This window comes from Nocardia niwae NBRC 108934 = DSM 45340 (assembly GCF_001613465.1).
GTDB classification, from domain to species: Bacteria; Actinomycetota; Actinomycetes; order Mycobacteriales; family Mycobacteriaceae; genus Nocardia; species Nocardia niwae.
Map to the genome: position 1 here is coordinate 19,005 of NZ_BDCK01000053.1, position 17,221 is coordinate 36,225.

General features: G+C 69.7%; 16 protein-coding genes. 13 read left to right on the forward strand and 3 right to left on the reverse strand.

Features of this window, described 5'->3' with window-relative positions; all coding sequences use genetic code 11:
• Positions 1-287: 287 nt before the first annotated feature.
• A complete protein-coding gene (locus NNI01S_RS30775) occupies positions 288-1,484 on the reverse strand; it encodes an NAD(P)/FAD-dependent oxidoreductase (RefSeq protein WP_063024698.1) in 1,197 nt (398 codons plus the stop codon).
• Between the two features lie 217 nt (positions 1,485-1,701).
• Between NNI01S_RS30775 and NNI01S_RS30780 the strand changes: the two genes are divergently transcribed.
• From NNI01S_RS30780 to NNI01S_RS30805, 6 genes are all read left to right on the forward strand, one after another.
• Positions 1,702-2,058: an SPW repeat domain-containing protein gene (locus NNI01S_RS30780; RefSeq protein ID WP_063024700.1), complete on the forward strand. Its 357-nt coding sequence runs from the start codon at positions 1,702-1,704 to the stop codon at positions 2,056-2,058.
• Complete coding sequence (locus NNI01S_RS30785) at positions 2,058-2,687, forward strand: TetR/AcrR family transcriptional regulator (protein WP_063024702.1); 630 nt, start codon at positions 2,058-2,060, stop codon at positions 2,685-2,687. The genes NNI01S_RS30780 and NNI01S_RS30785 overlap by 1 nt, the downstream gene beginning before the upstream one ends.
• A gap of 88 nt (positions 2,688-2,775) precedes the next feature.
• Entirely contained in the window at positions 2,776-3,729 is a 954-nt protein-coding gene (locus tag NNI01S_RS30790) for a type IV toxin-antitoxin system AbiEi family antitoxin domain-containing protein (RefSeq protein WP_063024704.1), read from the forward strand.
• 189 nt (positions 3,730-3,918) lie between these two features.
• Positions 3,919-5,184 (forward strand): epoxide hydrolase family protein, encoded by a 1,266-nt coding sequence (locus NNI01S_RS30795; protein ID WP_063024706.1) that lies wholly within the window; start codon positions 3,919-3,921, stop codon positions 5,182-5,184.
• Between the two features lie 188 nt (positions 5,185-5,372).
• Positions 5,373-6,383, forward strand: coding sequence for an adenylate/guanylate cyclase domain-containing protein (locus tag NNI01S_RS30800; RefSeq protein WP_063024740.1), 1,011 nt, complete (start codon positions 5,373-5,375; stop codon positions 6,381-6,383).
• Between the two features lie 48 nt (positions 6,384-6,431).
• A complete protein-coding gene (locus NNI01S_RS30805; protein WP_063024708.1) occupies positions 6,432-7,199 on the forward strand; it encodes an RluA family pseudouridine synthase in 768 nt (255 codons plus the stop codon).
• 247 nt (positions 7,200-7,446) lie between these two features.
• Here the strand turns inward: NNI01S_RS30805 and NNI01S_RS30815 are convergent, their stop codons facing one another.
• Positions 7,447-8,040: a TIGR03086 family metal-binding protein gene (locus NNI01S_RS30815; protein WP_063024742.1), complete on the reverse strand. Its 594-nt coding sequence runs from the start codon at positions 8,038-8,040 to the stop codon at positions 7,447-7,449.
• Between the two features lie 58 nt (positions 8,041-8,098).
• Between NNI01S_RS30815 and NNI01S_RS30820 the strand changes: the two genes are divergently transcribed.
• The 3 genes from NNI01S_RS30820 to NNI01S_RS30830 all read left to right on the forward strand — a co-directional run bounded on the left by NNI01S_RS30820 (position 8,099) and on the right by NNI01S_RS30830 (position 10,236).
• Entirely contained in the window at positions 8,099-8,536 is a 438-nt protein-coding gene (locus NNI01S_RS30820; RefSeq protein WP_063024711.1) for a MarR family winged helix-turn-helix transcriptional regulator, read from the forward strand.
• A 169-nt stretch (positions 8,537-8,705) separates the two neighbouring features.
• Positions 8,706-9,491, forward strand: coding sequence for a metallophosphoesterase (locus NNI01S_RS30825; protein ID WP_245676434.1), 786 nt, complete (start codon positions 8,706-8,708; stop codon positions 9,489-9,491).
• A gap of 67 nt (positions 9,492-9,558) precedes the next feature.
• A complete protein-coding gene (locus tag NNI01S_RS30830) occupies positions 9,559-10,236 on the forward strand; it encodes a hypothetical protein (RefSeq protein WP_063024712.1) in 678 nt (225 codons plus the stop codon).
• Here the strand turns inward: NNI01S_RS30830 and NNI01S_RS30835 are convergent.
• Positions 10,233-11,294 carry an AraC family transcriptional regulator gene (locus NNI01S_RS30835; protein WP_157115110.1) on the reverse strand — a complete coding sequence of 354 codons (1,062 nt, stop codon included), beginning with the start codon at positions 11,292-11,294 and terminating at the stop codon, positions 10,233-10,235. The genes NNI01S_RS30830 and NNI01S_RS30835 overlap by 4 nt on opposite strands.
• Positions 11,295-11,378: 84 nt before the next feature.
• On the opposite strand from NNI01S_RS30835, the gene NNI01S_RS30840 reads away from it, so the two are divergent.
• From NNI01S_RS30840 to NNI01S_RS30855, 4 genes are all read left to right on the forward strand, one after another.
• On the forward strand, positions 11,379-12,845 hold the full coding sequence (locus tag NNI01S_RS30840; RefSeq protein WP_063024713.1) for a flavin-containing monooxygenase: 1,467 nt from the start codon (positions 11,379-11,381) through the stop codon (positions 12,843-12,845).
• Between the two features lie 75 nt (positions 12,846-12,920).
• Positions 12,921-15,041 (forward strand): ATP-binding cassette domain-containing protein, encoded by a 2,121-nt coding sequence (locus NNI01S_RS30845; protein WP_063917754.1) that lies wholly within the window; start codon positions 12,921-12,923, stop codon positions 15,039-15,041.
• Entirely contained in the window at positions 15,038-15,775 is a 738-nt protein-coding gene (locus NNI01S_RS30850; protein ID WP_063024714.1) for an energy-coupling factor transporter transmembrane component T family protein, read from the forward strand. Before NNI01S_RS30845 ends, NNI01S_RS30850 begins: the two co-directional genes overlap by 4 nt.
• A gap of 669 nt (positions 15,776-16,444) precedes the next feature.
• On the forward strand, positions 16,445-17,098 hold the full coding sequence (locus tag NNI01S_RS30855) for a DUF8020 domain-containing protein (protein WP_063024719.1): 654 nt from the start codon (positions 16,445-16,447) through the stop codon (positions 17,096-17,098).
• Positions 17,099-17,221 lie beyond the last annotated feature (123 nt).

The window sequence follows — 17,221 nt, forward strand, 5'->3', positions numbered from 1 at the left end:
AGCCGCATGACACCCCCCGCATGCGTGCGCGCCCCGGCGCACGTTCCGCAACAGCCGCGGGCACGCCTCCGGCGGGGTTATCCGCCGCACTGCCGCAGGCACCGGACGGGAGCGCCTGCGCCCCGATGCGGGCGAGCACCCGCAGGCGATTCATCACGACGCCGCGCGTCGCATCGGTCACGGCCGGTCGACCGAGTCAAGGCACGCCGGTCGGCGCAGCGGCGAGAATGCCAAGAGTACGGCCCATCCACACCGGTACACGCTGCGCGCGGGGCCCTGGGGCGAGCTCAGCTGGGCGCGAGCAACTCCGTCACCGGAGCGCTCGCGGCGATCTTGGCGCGCGCCTTCATCACCTGGGCGGTCATGCCCGCGCCGACGACGCCGGTGAGAGTGCCGCCCTGGGAGTAGTAGGCGAGGAATTTGCGGCCGTCGGCGGAGGCGATGTGCACCTCGTCGGCCGCCCCCGGCGTACCGAGAGCCTGGATCTTGACGTCGTACTGGTCGCTCCAGAAGTACGGGACGCGCGCGGCCGTGGGCGGTTGCGCCCCCAGCAGCGCGCAGGCGACCAATTTGGCCTGCTCCCCCGCGTTGGTCCAATGCTCTACCCGCTTGCGCGAACCGGTCTCGTGCAGCCAGGCCGCCACGTCGCCGACCGCCCACACGCCCGCGGCGGAGGTTCGTCCCACCTCGTCGGCGAGCACGCCGCCACCGGCCGACGGTTCGGCCAGCGCGATTCCGGAATCGCTCAGCCATTCGGTCACCGGCCGCGAGCCGACCCCGATCACGACGAGATCGGCGGCCACCTCGATGCCGTCGGACAGGCGCGCACCGCGCACTCGTCCGGAGTCGTCACCGAGGAGAGTGTCCACGCCGACGCCGCAGCGCAGATCCACCCCTTCCGCACGGTGCATCCGCGCGACCAATTCGCCCACTTCCGTGCCGAGCACCGAGGCCAGCGGGGTCGCCTGCGGTTCGACCAAGACGACGTCCACGCCCCGCGCCCGGAAACTCGCGGCGAGTTCGCACCCGATGAAGCCCGCGCCGACGACGAGCGCCGTCCCCGCGCCGCTCAGATCGGCACGCAGGGCGACGGCGTCGGCATGGCCGCGCAACACGTGCACACCGCTCAGCTCGGGCAGTCCGGGCAGGCGGCGCGGGCGCAGGCCGGTGGCGATGATCAGCTGGTCGTAGTCCAGCGCCGTGCCGTCGGCGAGGCGCAGGCGGCGGGCGTCGGTGTCCACCCCGACCGCTTCGGTGCTCAATCGCAGATCGATCTGCTTCTCGGCGTAGAACTCGCTCGGACGCAACGTCGTGTCGTCGGTTTCGCCGCGCACGAATTGCTTGGACAGCGGCGGCCGGTCGTACGGCAACCGCGACTCGTCACCGAGGAGCACGAGTTCACCGGCATAACCCGCGCGGCGCAATTCCTCCGCGGTGCGCAGGCCGGCGAGGCCGGCTCCGACGATCACGATCGGCGCGGTCATGCGGCCATCCCTTCTTTGGAACCCGGCGGCCGGCTCCGTGGAACCGGCGGCGCGACGAAAGCCCACCCTAACCTCCGCTTGGTTCATTCCTCTGTGACGACCATCACGCGCGGTCAGTGGGGCAACTGCCGCGCAATCGTTTTCGTTCCGATATTGATCGGGCGGTCAATCAGAGTTATACCGAGGTCAGCAACACTCACCGCCTGAGGAGGTACCCATGTTCACCGAGAGCCGCGCGCAGGATTTCCTCGCTGTCGTGCTCGGAGCCTTCGCCGCGTTGTCCCCCCTCTGGGTGGACACCAACGACAACGCCATGTGGTCGCTGATCGTGCTCGGCGTGCTCATCGCCCTCACCGGTCTGGCCCAGATGGCCCGCCCCGAGATGGCAGCGGCCGACTACGCCATGGGCCTGTTGGGCGTCCTGCTGTTCCTGTCCCCGTGGGTCATGGACTTCACGGAGTACCGCAGCGCATCCTGGACCGCATGGGTAGTCGGGGTGGTGACGGCGGTGGTCGCGGTGGCGGCGCTGCCGACCGTGTCGGGACGTCTGCACGACATGGCTCCGCACCACTGATGCAGATTCCGAGAACCCGCCGCGCCGGGCGACGCCGGAGCGCGAAAGCCGACGGCGACGCCCGGCAGCTCATCCTCGACGCCGCGGAGAAACTCTTCGCGGCACAGGGATACGACGCCACCGCGACGGCGGCCATCGCCGCCGCGGCAGGCGTCCCCAAAGGACTCGTCTTCTACTACTTCCCGACCAAGGAAGCGATCCTGTCCGCCCTGATGTCCGAGCGGGTGCCCACACAGCCGATCGATGACATCGGCACGGTGGTGGCGCCGGGCGACCCGGCGACGAGCCTGGTCAACCTCGATGCCGCGTTGAACCTGCGCGACCACCACTCGTCGGTGCTGCGGGTGATCCTGTGGCGGGAGGCCGACACCCACCCCGACGTGCGACGGCAACTGCGCCGCCTGCGCGATCAAATGCTGGAGGTGACCGCGAAGGTGCTGCAGGCGAGCGCCCCGGGCCCGGTCCGCCCAGGGACCCTGCGCGCATGCGCCGCCGCCTGGGTCTCGGCCATGTTCGCCATCGCCAGCACCGACCGGCTGCACGCGCTCGACGGAGTGCCCCTGCCCACCGCCGACGAAGTGCTCAACGTAGCCCAGGTCGTCGCGGCCGGGATGACCCAGATGGGCTGACCCCTGAAGTTGTCCACAGCCCCGGGGTTATTCACATTCGCTGCGCGGCCGGGTGTTTCGGGGGCGCCGGTCGATGACGATCGTCGGTATGGAACCACCGCAACTGATCTCCCGCCGGCAAGCGCTGGCCTCCGGACTGTCCGACAAGGCGTTGCACCGGCTGTGCCGCACCGGGCAATGGCAGCGGCTGCGCGCCGGGCATTACCTCAACGCGCCCGGTTCCGCGCTCGGCCCCACCGGCCGGCATCTGCTGATGACGCTGGCCACCGCGGAATCCACATCCGACTCGGCGATCACGAGCCACTGTTCGGCGGCGGTGCTGCACGGGATGACCACCTGGGGCATTCCGCTCGACCGCGTCCATCTGACCAGGAATCGGATCAACGGCGGGCGGCTGAGCAGGCGGGTCGTGGTCCATTCGGCCCAGGTGGAACCGGACGAGGTCACCCTGGTCGACGACATCCGGGCGACCACCCCGGCGCGGACGGTGCTCGACATCGCCCGCTCGGAAGGGTTCGACCAATCGGTCGCCCTCGGGGACTCCGCTCTGCGCCAGGGCTTGACCACCACGACGGAATTGCGGGAACACCTCCGCCGGGCCCGGCACCGGCCCGGATGCCGCCGAGCCGCTCTCGTCCTGGATTTCCTGGATGGCCGCAGTGCGAACGCCGGCGCATCGCGCAGCCGGATCCTCCTGCACCGAGCCGGTTTTCCAGTGCCACAAGTGCAAGCACGCGTCTTCTCCGACGACGGGATCTGCGTCGGCCGCGTCGATTTCCTGCTCCCCGAACTCGGCGTGATCGGCGTATTCGACGAGACGATCGACGGGCGAGCCGCATCGCGCGCACCGCTGCCCCCCGGAAAGCCGGTCGGGGCGGCGAAGGAGCGCGACGAGCGGCTCCGCGCCCTCGGCTGGGCGGTCGTCCGCTGGACCGGGGACGACCTCGCCGCACCCGCCCGCCTGGTCGCACGGCTGCACGCGGCCGTCCGCGCCGCAGCCGACCACCGCTGCGGCTACTGGACCCCTACGCGCAAACCATGACCCGCCTGCCTACCGGTCCGGCGATCGCGAAGGGCCGTCCCGAAAGCCGATGCCGGCCAGATTTTCCGGCCGCTCCACAGCTCCGCGCGATCGAAGCGCGTCATGGGCCGCACAGCTGTGCTCGAGCCCACCGTGGCCGCTTTTGCGCCGCGACTCCGGACGCGGAAAGGCGCGGAGCATACTGGCCCGGTGAGTCACGAACCCTCCGCGCGTCCAGGCGGGACGCGGCCGTTCCCGCTCGACCCCAAGCCCATTCACGTCTCCGACGAGGTGCTCGTCGACCTGCGGCAACGACTGGAACTGACGCGCTGGCCGGTCGACGCGGGCAACGCGGACTGGTCCTACGGTGTGTCGCGCGACTATCTGCAGGAGCTGGTCGAGTACTGGCGCACCGACTACGACTGGCGGGCGGCCGAGGCCGCGCTCAACGCCTACTCGCATTACTTCGTCGAGATCGACGGTGTGCCGGTGCATTTCCTGCGGAAGCCGGGTGTCGGGCCCGACCCGACGCCACTGATCCTCACCCATGGCTGGCCCTGGACGTTCTGGCATTGGGCCAAGGTGATCGATCCGCTGGCCGACCCGGCCGCGTTCGGCGGCGACCCCGCCGACGCATTCGATGTGATCGTCCCGTCCTTCCCCGGGTTCGGGTTCTCCGCACCGCTGCCCAACCCGGATATGAACTTCTGGAAGGTCGCCGATCTCTGGCACGTCCTCATGACCGAGACCCTCGGTCATGCGAAGTACGCCGCGGCGGGCTGCGACGTCGGCGCCCTGGTCACCGGACAGCTCGGGCACAAGTACGCCGACGAGCTGTACGGCATCCACATCGGCTCCGGCCAGAAGCTCACGCTGTTCAACGGCGACCGGGGCTGGGACATCACCGGTGGCACACCCATCCCGGACGACATACCCGCCGACGTATACGCCCGGCTCATCGAAATGGAACGACGTTTCGCCGTCCACTTGGCCGTGCACGTGCTCGAACCGAGCACCCTCGCCTATGGACTGTCCGACTCACCCGCCGGGCTGCTCGCCTGGATCCTGCAACGCTGGGTGCGCTGGAGCGACAACGGCGGCGACATCGAGTCCGTCTTCGGCAAGGACGACCTGCTCACCCACGCGATGATCTTCTGGGTCACGAACTCCATCGGCACTTCGATCCGCACCTACGCCAACAACAACCGCTACCCATGGACGCCGTCGCACGACCGGCAGCCCCCGATCGAGGCCCCCACCGGCATTTCCCTCGTCGGGTACGAGAATCCGCCCGGCGTCAGCACCGACCGCCGGGTGCAGGCATTCCTCGACAGCGATCGCGGCGATTGGTATAACCACGTCAATCTCACCGTCCACGATCGCGGCGGCCACTTCATCCCGTGGGAGATACCGGTCGAGTGGGTGGACGATCTGCGCCGCACCTTCCGTGGACGCACCCCGGCCACTGCCGGGTGAGGAGTAGGCAAACGGATCCCGCTCCGCACCGAAACGCGAGCGTGGGCGAACGCACCGGCGGTGATCCGAGCAGGTCGCGGGGCTGGGCGTCGGCGGTACGGTATCGGAATCGACATGGGACGGGCGAAGGTATGTGAACTGCCCCAATGGAAGCCGACCGGCCGGATCCGGCCCGTAAGGTACCGATCATGGTGCCCACCGATAGGTCCGAGTTGGTGCGATCGGTCGTCGAGTCCTACCTGCTCGCCGGAGCGCGCCGGTATAACCGCACCGAGGTCGCCGAGCAGTCCGGGACGACGACGACGCTCACGCGGCGCTTGTGGACGGCGCTGGGTTTTCCGTCGAGCATCGGTGACGACGCGATCGACTATGCCGAGGCCGACGTCACGGCGGTGCGCAACTTCGAGCGATTGACCGTGTTGGCCTCGGCCGACACCAAGCAGCAGTCGGCGACCGCGCGCACGCTCGGTCAGGGCATGGCGCGCCTGGCGGAATGGCAGGTCGACCTTGTGCTGGCGGAGATCGAGGAGCGAATCGCGCGGGCCGATCCGGGCGCCGACCCCGAGGAGACGGTGCGCACAGCCACCGAGGGCGCCATCGCCACCCTGGAGGAGCTGAACACCTATGCGTGGCGGCGGCATCTCGCCGCGGCGGTGTCGCGCTCGCTCGACCCGGGGACGAGCGCGGGTGAGTCGGTGCGCGAACTGGCCGTCGGTTTCGCCGACATGGTCGGCTACACCAGGCTCACCAGGCATCTGCATCCCGACGAGCTGTCCATGCTGCTGGAGGCGTTCGAGTCCACCACCACCGCCGCGATCACCGAGAACGGCGGATGGGTGATCAAGAACGTGGGCGATGAGGTCATGTTCGCCACGGAGACCGCCACCGAGGCCGCGCACATCGCGCTGGCCATCCAGGAGTCCACCATGATGGTGGGTGGTACCCCCGACCTGCGCGTCGCCCTGGCCTACGGCCTGGTCTTGCAACGCTTCGGGGACCTGTACGGCTCGGTCGTGAACATCGCCTCCCGGCTCACCGGCGTCGCGCGGCCGGGCACCGTCATGATCGATGACCACGCCGCCGCCGCGCTGGAGGGCGATCCGGCCTTCGCCATCAAGCATCTGCGCAGCGTGCGCGTGCGCGGTTTCAACCGCCTGCGTCCGCATCTGCTGCGCCGCAACGGCAGGAACGGCAGGTAGCCGACACCGCCTGCCGCCCGCCGACGACGGCGGCCCTAGGCTCGTCCGGTGGATACGGACTGGTCACAGTTGCGCGCGCGTTGCCTCGTCGAGGAGGACGCGGCGATTCTGGCCCTGCACAAACCCGCCGGGATCTCGGTCACCGGTGAGCGCCACGACACCGATCTCGTCGAGCTGGCGGCCGCCGCAGGGGAAACGCTGTACCCGGTGCACCGGATCGACAAGGTGACCTCCGGCTTGATCCTGTTCGCGAAGGAACTGCCCGCCCACGGCGAGCTGACCAGGCAGTTCAACAAGCAGACGGCCGACAAGGCGTACCTGGCCGTCGTCGCCGCCACCGGGCTGCCCGATACCGGCGTGTTCGATCTGCCGCTCAGCGTAGGACGCAAGAACCGGGTGCGGATCGCGGCGCCACGAGAGAGCATCCGGCACGAGGGAGGCCGCTGGTTCGTCGACGACGCCGACCTGCTGTCCGCCAAGAACTACCCGTCGATCACCCGGTTCGTCACGGTGCTGCGCGGCCCCGCGCACACCGTGCTCGGGCTGCGCCCGGTCACCGGCCGTCGCCACCAGATTCGCGTCCACCTGGCCTGGACGGGCCATCCGATCGTGGGCGATCCCTTGTTCGACCGCTCCGGCGCCGAGCCGCGGACCTACCTGCACTCCTGGCGGCTGGGCCTGACCGCATCGTGGCGCACCCCACCGGAACTGACGCTGACCGCCGAACCGGACACCGATTTCTGGCGCCCGCTGGACGCACCCGCCGACCCGGCCGCCCTCCAGCGCGCCGCCGACGCGCTACGGACCCTCGGCTAGCCGGCGTTCCCACCGCACCCGGGTCGGCTCCGCACCGGAGAGCCGAGTCGGTGCGCTGAAGGCGTCGGCCGCGCCGGGGTGGCCTCGGCTGTGCACGACCGGCTCCAACGCGATGTCCGCGTCCGGAACGGCGAGAGCACAGCCCTGATGCTCGAGAAACATCGCCTCGCGATTCGTCCACAATCATCCCCAGCCGGATCGCCCGAGTGCATGGCCGGTACCGGCAGCCGGTCGGAGGGATGCGTGGTCAGTCCGGCCAGTTCGGGGACCGGCCGAGGAGCAGCAGGATCTGGTCGAGGGTCGGCGCTCGTTCCGGGACGGACAGGGCGGGGGCGAAGGCCGCGCCCGGGGCCGAGCGTTCGGGGCCGTCGGGAACGGCGAGGGAGATCTCCAGCGCCGCAGCGGCGACGTCGGGGTCGACGGTGATGGTCTCCCCGATCGATCGGGCGACATCCCAGGCGTGCACGACGCTGTCCACGAGATGGAAGCCGATCACGCGGGTAGCGGGAATCCGCTGATCGGTCACTTCCGGCAGCAGGAGCGTGCGCTCGAAGACGTCGTCCGCGGCGAAGGCGGCGAGCACGTCCTCGGCCGAAGCGCGGTAGCCGGCGACCGGATCCGCGGACGCGCGGACGTTCCAGACCTCGGTGTCCTCGCTGCCCCGCGCGGCGGCGGCGAAACCGTGGTTCTGCGCGATCATGTGTTCCAGCAGGTCACGAAGGCGCCAACCGGCGCAGGGGGTTTCGGCATCCAGCCGATCGGGGCGCACGCGGGAGACGGCGTCCACGCTCAGTCGAACGGAACGGGCATGCCGGTCGCGCAATTCTTTCCCAGTATCAATATGCATGAGCTTATCGTAAGCGTAAGCTTACGATTTTGCCAAGCAGTATCGTCGACCCATGCCGCACGCCCGCCCCGATCTCGCCGCGATGATCGCGCCGCTCGCGCGGGCCCTCATCGCGGCCGAACTGCCCATTCTGGAACGCCACGAATTGTCGATGTGGGGCTACTCGGTGCTACTCGGCCTGGGCGGCGAACCCGTCTACACCCAGGCGGCGCTGGCCAAGGCGATCGGCGCGGACAAGACCCGCATCATCGGCGTGCTCGACGAATTGCAGCGCCGCGGCCTGATCACCCGCGAGCCGGATCCGGCGGACCGGCGGGTCAACCTGGTCTCACTCACCGACGCGGGCCGGGACCTGCGCGACCGGGCCCAGCGCGACATCCAGGCCGGCGAGGAGCGACTGCTGCAGCGGCTCCCCGCAGCGGACCGCCGCGTATTCCTGCGCGGCTTGCGCACGCTCTCGGACTCGGTGGCCGAACGCTCCGAATTCTGACGCGCAATCCGACCGCACTGTGACCCCTGCCACAAGTCGATGAGCACCCGCCGAGCGGTGGCGAGCGTCATGGCGACGCGTTATACGCAGGTCAACTAGCCTGATGACGGGCGGCGGCCGCGGCGCGCGCACCCTCTGACGCAATGCAGCGAACCCCTAGCGAAAGCGAATGCCGATGATCCTGGTGGCTCAGGTCAGCGACACCCATTTCGATCTCGGCGCCCGCAACGCCCAGCGAGTGCGCCGGGTGATGGACTTCTTCGCCGGGTTGCGCCGCAGGCCCGACGCCATCCTGGTGACCGGCGACATCACCGAATCCGGCAAACCCGAGCAGTACGCGGAGGCCAAGCTCGCGTTCGACACCGAGATCCCGGTGTACGCCATCCCCGGCAACCACGACGACCGCGCGGGCTTCCGTACCGCCCTGCTCGGCGAGCCCTTCTCCGACGCCCCCATCAACCAGGTGCGCCACATCGGCGATCTCACCGTCGCACTGCTGGATTCGAGCGTGCCCGGGGAACCGGGCGGGCAACTCTCCGACGAGACCTACCACTGGCTGCGCGAAGTGCTCGGCGCGGCGCCCGCGGGCAAGCCGATCCTGCTCGCACTGCACCACCCGCCAGCGCACCTGTTCAGCCCGATCATCGACGGGATCTCCCTGGCGGATCCGCAACGGCTCGCCGACCTGGTGGCCGGCGACGACCGGATCGCCGCCGTACTCACCGGGCACGCGCATTCCGCGGCGACCACCACGTTCGGCGGCCGCCCGCTGCTGGTGGCCCCCAGCACCGCGTCGGTCCTGAGCGGGGAATGGGAACTCGACCTGCCCGACCACGTCATGGATTACGCGCCGGACCCGGCGGTCGCGCTGCACGTCATCGGCGACGACTACCGCTTGACCACCCATTTCCGGACGGTTCCGATGGGCGGCCGGATCGGCGTGCAACCGGTCTGAGCGCGGTTTACCCGGCCCGAGCCGGGGCAATCGGGAGGCACACGACGCCTACCCGGGAGGAGCCGCCATGGTCGACCTACCAGCCGCAGTGGTGAAGACCGCGTTCGCGACCGGAGCGCGGATCCGGCACGCGCGGGTCTTCCACCCGGCGGGCCTGCACCTGGCCGGTCGTCTGCACGCCGAGCCCGAGTTCGAGCCGCTGTTCGGCAGCGGCGACCGCGCGGTCATCGCCCGGGTGTCCAAGGGCATCGGACTGCCGAACGGCCTGCCCGACGTGCTCGGACTGGCGTTCCGGGTGCTCGACCGGGACGACCAGCCTTGGGATTTCGCGTTGGCCACCACCGGCCGAGGACCGCTGGGGCGGTTGGTGATCACCCCAGCCCGGGGCTGGGCCAGCGCACGATACGGCTGCCTGATGCCGTACCGAATCAGCGATTCCGCCCCGACCTGGTTCTTCGCCGAGCCGGACAGCGTCCAGCCCACGTCCGCTTCGCTCGAGGCGATGCAAGCTCACCTGGACGAGGACCTGGTCAGCTTCACGCTCACCGCGGGCCGTCTCGGCGGGCCTACCTGGCGGGTCGCCGAACTCACGCTGCGTCTCGCCGAATCCGCCGAGTACCGCACGGACTACTTCGATCCGATGCTCAACCACCCGGCCGAAGTGGAATTGTTCCCCAAAGCCATCGGCAAGATTCGGGAACTGGCCTACACGGGCAGCAGGAGCGGCCGGGGCGAGGAGGCCTAGCGCCGGACGGCGCGTTCGCGGCGATAGGCCGCGGGGGTGTTACCGGTCCACCGCTTGAAGGCGAAGATGAAGGTCGAGGCTTCGGCATAGCCGAGGCGGATCGCGACATCACTCACCGATAGCGGTGTCGCGGTGAGCATTTCCTCGGCCAACGCGCGGCGCACTTCGTCCAGCAACGCGCGATAGCTGGTTCCCGCGGCGTCGAGGTGCCGCCGCAGCGTGCGCGTGCTCATATTGAGGTCGTTCGCCACGGCGTCGATGCCGGGCGGTGCGGCGAATCCGTCCGCGCCACCGCGCGGCACCAGACGCTCCCGTACCTCGGCCGCGATGCCGGTGCGAGCCCTGCGGCGGTGCACCAGCTCCCGGCACTGCGCCAGACACATCGCCCACGTGTGCTCGTTGGCCTGCGGCAGTGGTTTCTCCAACAGCATGGGCTCGATGGCGAACAGGTTGCGCGGCATGCCGAAATCCGGCGGCACGAGGGTGACCTCCGCGATCCGCTCGGCGTAATCGGGAGCGGGAAACCGGAATTCGGCCCTGGTGAGCGGAAGGCGCGTGCCGAGCAGGTCGCTCATCACCTGATGCATCGCCGTGACGTCGCGTTCGACCAGGAATTGGCGCACGTCCGTCGGCACCGACTCGTCGTGCACGACCGCCACGAACTCGCTCTCGCCCCATTCCGCCACCGGGATACAGAAGGTGAAGCTGAGGTCGAGGTAGCGCAGCGCGAAACTGATCGCCTCCCCGAGGGTCGGGCTGCTGACGCAGGCGAAGCCGAAGATGCCGAAGGTGGTGATCCGGTACCGGCGGCCGACCTCCACGCCCAGCGCCGGCCGGTCGCCGAGTTCGCGGACGAGATTGCGGATGACCGCCAGTTCCGTGTGCGCGTCGATCTGCATGTCCGGATCACGCAATTGCTGCTCGCCGAGCGCGGTGCCGTGCAGCATCCGCGCCTCGGGCACGCCGTGTTCGGCCGCGTAGCCGACCATCAGCGCCACACTGGCCACACCCCGCGGAAAATTCCAATCGCGGATGTCCGGATCCTGCACCCGTTCCACGCGGACATTATGGCCGAATTTCTCTATGCGACGGCACGGCGGCTCTACAGTGGAGTCATCTACTGTCGGAGTGAGGAGTCTCACATGGCAGGGCGCGATCGGCCGTCGATCCTCGTCATCGGCGCGGGCTTCGGCGGTATCGGCATGGCGATCGAATTGCGGCGCAACGGCTTCGACGACATCACCATTCTGGAGCGGGCCGCCGACCTCGGCGGGGTGTGGCGGGAGAACACCTACCCCGGCGCGGCCTGCGACGTCCCGTCCCCGCTGTACTCGTATTCGTTCGAACCCAAGCCGGACTGGCCACAGCGCTACTCGGGGCGCGCCGCCATCCACGCCTACCTGCGGGGCGTCGCCGAACGCCACGGCGTGCTGTCGGCGATCCGTTTCGGCACCAGCGTCACGGACGCGGAATTCGACGACGGCACCGGCCGGTGGACCGTCCGCACGGCCGACGGGGACAGCCGGATCGCGGACGTGCTGATCTCGGCGGTGGGCCAGCTCTCGCGCCCGTCTCTGCCCGCCATACCCGGCATCGACACCTTCGCGGGCCCGTCGTTCCATTCCGCCGAGTGGGACCATGACATCGACCTGCGCGGCAAACGCGTCGCCTGCGTCGGCACCGGCGCCAGCGCCGTCCAGTACATTCCGGAGATCCAGCCCCTGGTCTCCCATCTCACGCTGTTCCAGCGCACACCGGCCTGGGTGATCCCCAAATTCGATACCGACTACTCACCGATCCAGCACAACCTGTTCGCGCGGGTGCCCGGCGCACTGCTGGCCGAACGGTTCGGGTGGTGGTCCATCGCCGAATTCGTCTCACTCGGGCTGGTCGAGGTCCCGGCCATCGCCCGGTGGGTGGCCCGCATCGCCTCCCGGCACCTGGCCGAGCAGGTCGAGGATCCGCAGCTGCGGGCGAAACTCACCCCCGACTATCCGATCGGGTGCAAGCGCGCGCTGTTCTCCAACGACTACTACCCCGCGCTCACCCAGCCGAACGTGCGGGTGGAGACGGCCGCGATCAGCGAGATCACGCCGCAGGGCGTGCGTACCGCCGACGGCGCGGTGCACGAGGCGGACGTGATCATCTACGGCACCGGCTTCAAGGGCACGGAGTTCCTCTGGCCGATGGAGGTCTGGGGCCGCGGCGGCCGCAGGCTGGCCGACGCCTGGGCCGACGGCGCGCACGCGTATTACGGCATCACGGTGCCGGACTTCCCGAACCTCTTCCTCGTCTACGGGCCGAACACCAATCTGGGCGTCGGCTCGATCATCTACATGATCGAGTCGCAGACCCGCTACATCCGCCAGGCCGTGCAGTGGCTGGCCGACCACCCCCGCCACTGCGTCGAGGTCCGAGCGGAGCTGGAAGAGAACTACAACACCGCGCTCCAGCGACGCCTCGCCCGCACCCCGTGGAACTTCTGCTCCAGCTGGTACCGCAATTCCGCGGGCCGCATCACCAACAACTGGCCCGGCTCGCAGACCAGCTATCGCCGCCGCACCCGGCGCTTCGATCCGCGCCACTACACCCTCACCCCCGTCTCGTGACCGATCGCGCGGCTCGCGGCCCCGCTCGGATTCGTCTCCGCGCGGCACCACCCGCCGGGCTGGCAGACTTGTGCTGTGAATGAACTGGCCCGTCCGGGCGCATCGGCCGAACGCGGGCCGCTGCGTCCCCTGGAGTTGGCCACCGGCGCCGTGCTGGGCGGAGCCACCGTCGGGCTGGTGACCATCGGCTCGGTGGTCCCGTTCGCCGGCGCGCTGCAGTTGGTCGCCGCGGTCCCGATCGGGCTGATCGCGCATCGCTTCCGGGCCCGGGCGCTGGTCACCGCGACCATCGCCGCCACGCTGGTCACCTTCGTCGCGGCCGGCCTGGCTTCGGCGACGGTGCTGGTGGCCTCGGCCACCATGGGCGCCATCATCGGGACCGTGAAGCGGCGCGGCGGCGGTCTCGTCGCGGTACTCGGTCTCTCGCTGCTGGCCGGGCTGGTCTGGGCCGCGTTCGCCGTCGGGTCACTGCTCGCCATGTCGAGTGCGCGCGAACTGGTGTTCGACAACATCCGCAATGGCTCGCGCGGCTTGCAGGATCTCGCGGCCCGAGTGAGCTTGGCTCCCCTCGGGCAGTTCGTAGCGGACCTCGCCGACGCCGTGCTGCGCTCGTGGTGGGTGTGGGTGGGCGGCGGCATCGCGCTCGGCATGATGGCCACCGGGGTGTGCTCCTGGTATGTCCTGGGCTCGGTGCTGGACCGGCTGGACTGGCTGCCCGGCGGCGACCGGCTCGCCGCGCCGCCCGACGACCGGCCCATCGCGCCACTGCCGGTCACGCTGCGCGATGCCGGATTCCGCTATCCCGGCGCGCCGCGCGACGCGCTGCGCGGCGTCGACCTGACCGTCGAGGTCGGCGAATTCGTCGCCGTGGTGGGCCACAACGGTTCGGGCAAGTCGACGCTGACCCGTGTGCTGGCGGGTCTGCCGCCCACCTCGGGATCGGTGGATCGGCCCGGCTCGGCCGGACTGGGGCGGCTCGGTGGCACGGCGCTGGTATTGCAGCGACCGGAAAGCCAGACTCTGGGCGTGCTCGTGGCCGACGACGTGGTGTGGGGACTGCCCGCGCGGCTCGCCGCCGAAGTGGACGTGGAAGGCCTGCTGGGCGAAGTCGGTCTCGCCGGGATGGGCGGCAAGGAGACCGCCACACTCTCCGGCGGTCAGCAGCAGCGGCTGGCGGTCGCGGCCGCGCTGGCACGGCGGCCCGCACTGCTGATCGCCGACGAGGCGACCTCGATGATCGATCCGGACGGACGCCTGGAGCTGGTGGAACTGCTCGCGGGCCTGCCGAAACGGCACCCGATGGCCGTGGTCCTGGTGACCCACCACGAAGCCGACGCCGCCGCCGCGGACCGCGTCGTGCACCTGGCCGGAGGACGCTCGGTCGCGCACCTGCCCGCCTGGCCCCGCCCGGCGCGCGCCGCGCGCCGCAGGCCGATGGGCGAGCCGATCCTCGAACTCCGCGATGTCCGGCACACCTACAACCGCGCGACTCCGTGGGAAGCGCCGGCGCTGCACGGCGTCGACCTGTCGGTCCGCCAGGGTGAGGCGCTGCTCGTCGTCGGCGGGAACGGTTCGGGCAAGTCCACCCTGGCCTGGATCATGGCGGGCTTGATCGAACCGACTACCGGCCGGTGTTCCTTGCGCGGCAAGCCGGTCGGCAAGCAGATCGGCGCGGTCGGGCTCGCATTCCAGCATTCCCGCCTCCAATTGCAGAAGCAGACCGTGGGCGCGGAGATCGCGGACTGGGGCGGGCGCGCCACGGGCTCCGGCGCGGTCGGTCGCGCGCTGGACGCGGTCGGGCTGGACCGGTCGCTGGCCGCCCGCTCGATCGAGGAACTCAGTGGCGGCCAAGCCAAACGGGTGGTGCTCGCCGCGATCGTGGCCAGCCACCCCCAAGTGGTCGTGCTCGACGAACCGCTGGCCGGTCTCGACCCCGATGGCCGGGCCGACATCGTGGAATTGCTGGCGCGGCTCCGCGATGCCGGTTTGACGCTGATCGTCATCTCGCACGACGTGTCGGACATGGCGGCGGTGTGCGACCGCACGGTACATCTGCGATCGGGCCGCATCCTGAGCGCGGAAGCCGTGTGGGCGGACGCGCCGGTTCCGGGCAAGGCCGCCGCGCGAGCCGACTCCGGAGCGCTGCGCGCGCCCGGTGAAGCGGCCTGGCGCTTCGAGCACGGAGGTCGAGGATGAGCACCGTCCTGCTGCGCCAGGTACCCGTCGTCAGTCCGGTGCACCGGCTGTGGGCGGGCACCAAGATGATCGGGGTGTTCCTGATCAGCCTGGTGCTGATGTTCCTGCCGTCCTGGCCGGTACTCGGCGTGATGACGGCGTTTCTGGTGCTCGTGGGCGTCGTCGCACGGCTGCCGCTGGGCACGCTCCCGCGGCTGCCCTGGTGGTTCTGGGCGCTGTTCGTCCTGGGCGGGCTGCTCACGGCGCCCGTCGGCGCCGCGGCGGTGCTGCGCTACGCGCAGATCGCGACGTTCACGCTGATCCTGGTGGCGGCCTCCTTCCTCATCGCGTGGACCACGCCGATGGGCGACATCGCGCCCGCCCTCGCCAAGCTGGGCGCGCCGTTGCGCAGACTCCGGATACCGGTGGACGAATGGGCTGTCGTCGTCGCGCTCACCCTCCGCGGCCTGCCGCTGCTCATGGAGGAGATCCGGGTGCTGCGCGCCGCTCGCCGCCTGCGCCCCAAGGACGGCATGATCGCCCGCGCCGCCGACAACCCGCTGATCGACATCCTCACCGCGGCCATGGCGGTCTCCACCCGGCGCGCGGGCGAACTGGGCGAGGCGATCACCGCACGCGGTGGCACCGGGCAACTGACCGCCCATCCCAGCGCGCCCGGCCTGCGCGACGCTCTGGCGCTCGTGCTCGTCGTCGGCGTCTGCCTCGGCTGCATCGCTGTGCACCTGCTGGTCTGACGTCCCCGCGATGTGCAGCGGATGACAACGGGGACAGGAACCGGATTCCGGTCGGTTGCGGACCCTAGTGGTATCCGGCGAAATTCGGCCAGGTAATTCGCTGACTGTTTGCAGGACGACTGGCACCAGCGGAGGCAACCTTCGGCCGACGACCCGAACACACCGCGTTCGACCCCATGTCCCAGGCGGTGACCAACGAACCCGCGCAGGCGCGCCAGGCCGCGATCCGGCCCTCGATCACGCCGCCCGGGCCAACGGTCACACAGTCCTGGCCAACTCGCCCCTCCGGCGGCACCCCTCCCCATACGTCGAAAGCACTTGCTGTACTGCGGCTTATACCTCGGAGCGCTTGCGTCCGCGCACTTCGAGATCGATGCTTCGATCCGAAACTTTCACCCCCGCGCACCGAACAGGGCCCGACCGACGCGCTCGATAAAGCCCTCGCGACGGCAATTACAAATAGCTGTCGGCTATAACAAATGGCGCGACAAAGTCGGAAGATTACCCTGCGAATTCGTGTCCCAAACCCCTTCCGCCACAGTACAGTTATCACTCGGAAGTAACTGTTCTTTGGATCACATCACGGCTGAACACGCCGACGGGGGAAGGAAATTCGGCGTGCGCCGCGTTCACTATTGCTTGAAGCCTGATGAAGATTGGAAACCGAGAATGATTCTGCGGAAAGTCACTGCCGCTGTCGTGCCACTGGTCGCCGCGCTCACGGTAGGGTCCGGGATCTCGCACGCGGAACCGGCCGCGTCAGCGGCCCCGGACATCGGCTACCGAGCCGAATTGGTCGGGAACAAAGTCGTCACGACACTCACCGCGGGCACATTCGAGGTGCGCGGTGACGCGGTCGACATCAAGGACGCGGCGGGCGACGTCGCGGTCACGCTGCCACTCGCTTTCCGGCAGGACGGGCTCGAGTACCCGATGGCGCACCAGGTGCGTGACGAGGGCCGGGTGCTGGAACTGACCGTCGTCAAGGACGCGGCGCAGGCCCGCCCGGCGGCCACGCCGGTCGCCTCGCCGTTCGAGAACCAGCGGGCGATGGACGCCTTCCTGTCGCAGTTCGGCATCGCCACCGCGGTCGGCGGTTTCATCGGCACGGTGATCGGAGCGCTGGTCGGCCTGACGGGCCTCATCGGAGGACCCGTCGGTATCGCCACCGTGCTCGCGGGCGCGGGTATCGGCGGCGTCATCGGCACCATCGTCGTCGGTGGGCCGGCCTTGATCATCGCCGGCATCGATCTGATCAGCACGCTGGCCGCCCCGCCCGGCAGCACCAAGTGGATGGACACCACGGGGCGTTCGCAGAACTGACCGGCGCCCCCGGGAACTACGCGCACCGGATCGACCGCGATTCGGTGCGCGTTCGTCTGTGCGCACACTGCGTGCCGGAGCTGGGCCGTCCACCCTCCTGATCCGCCACCGGATATCACGCGC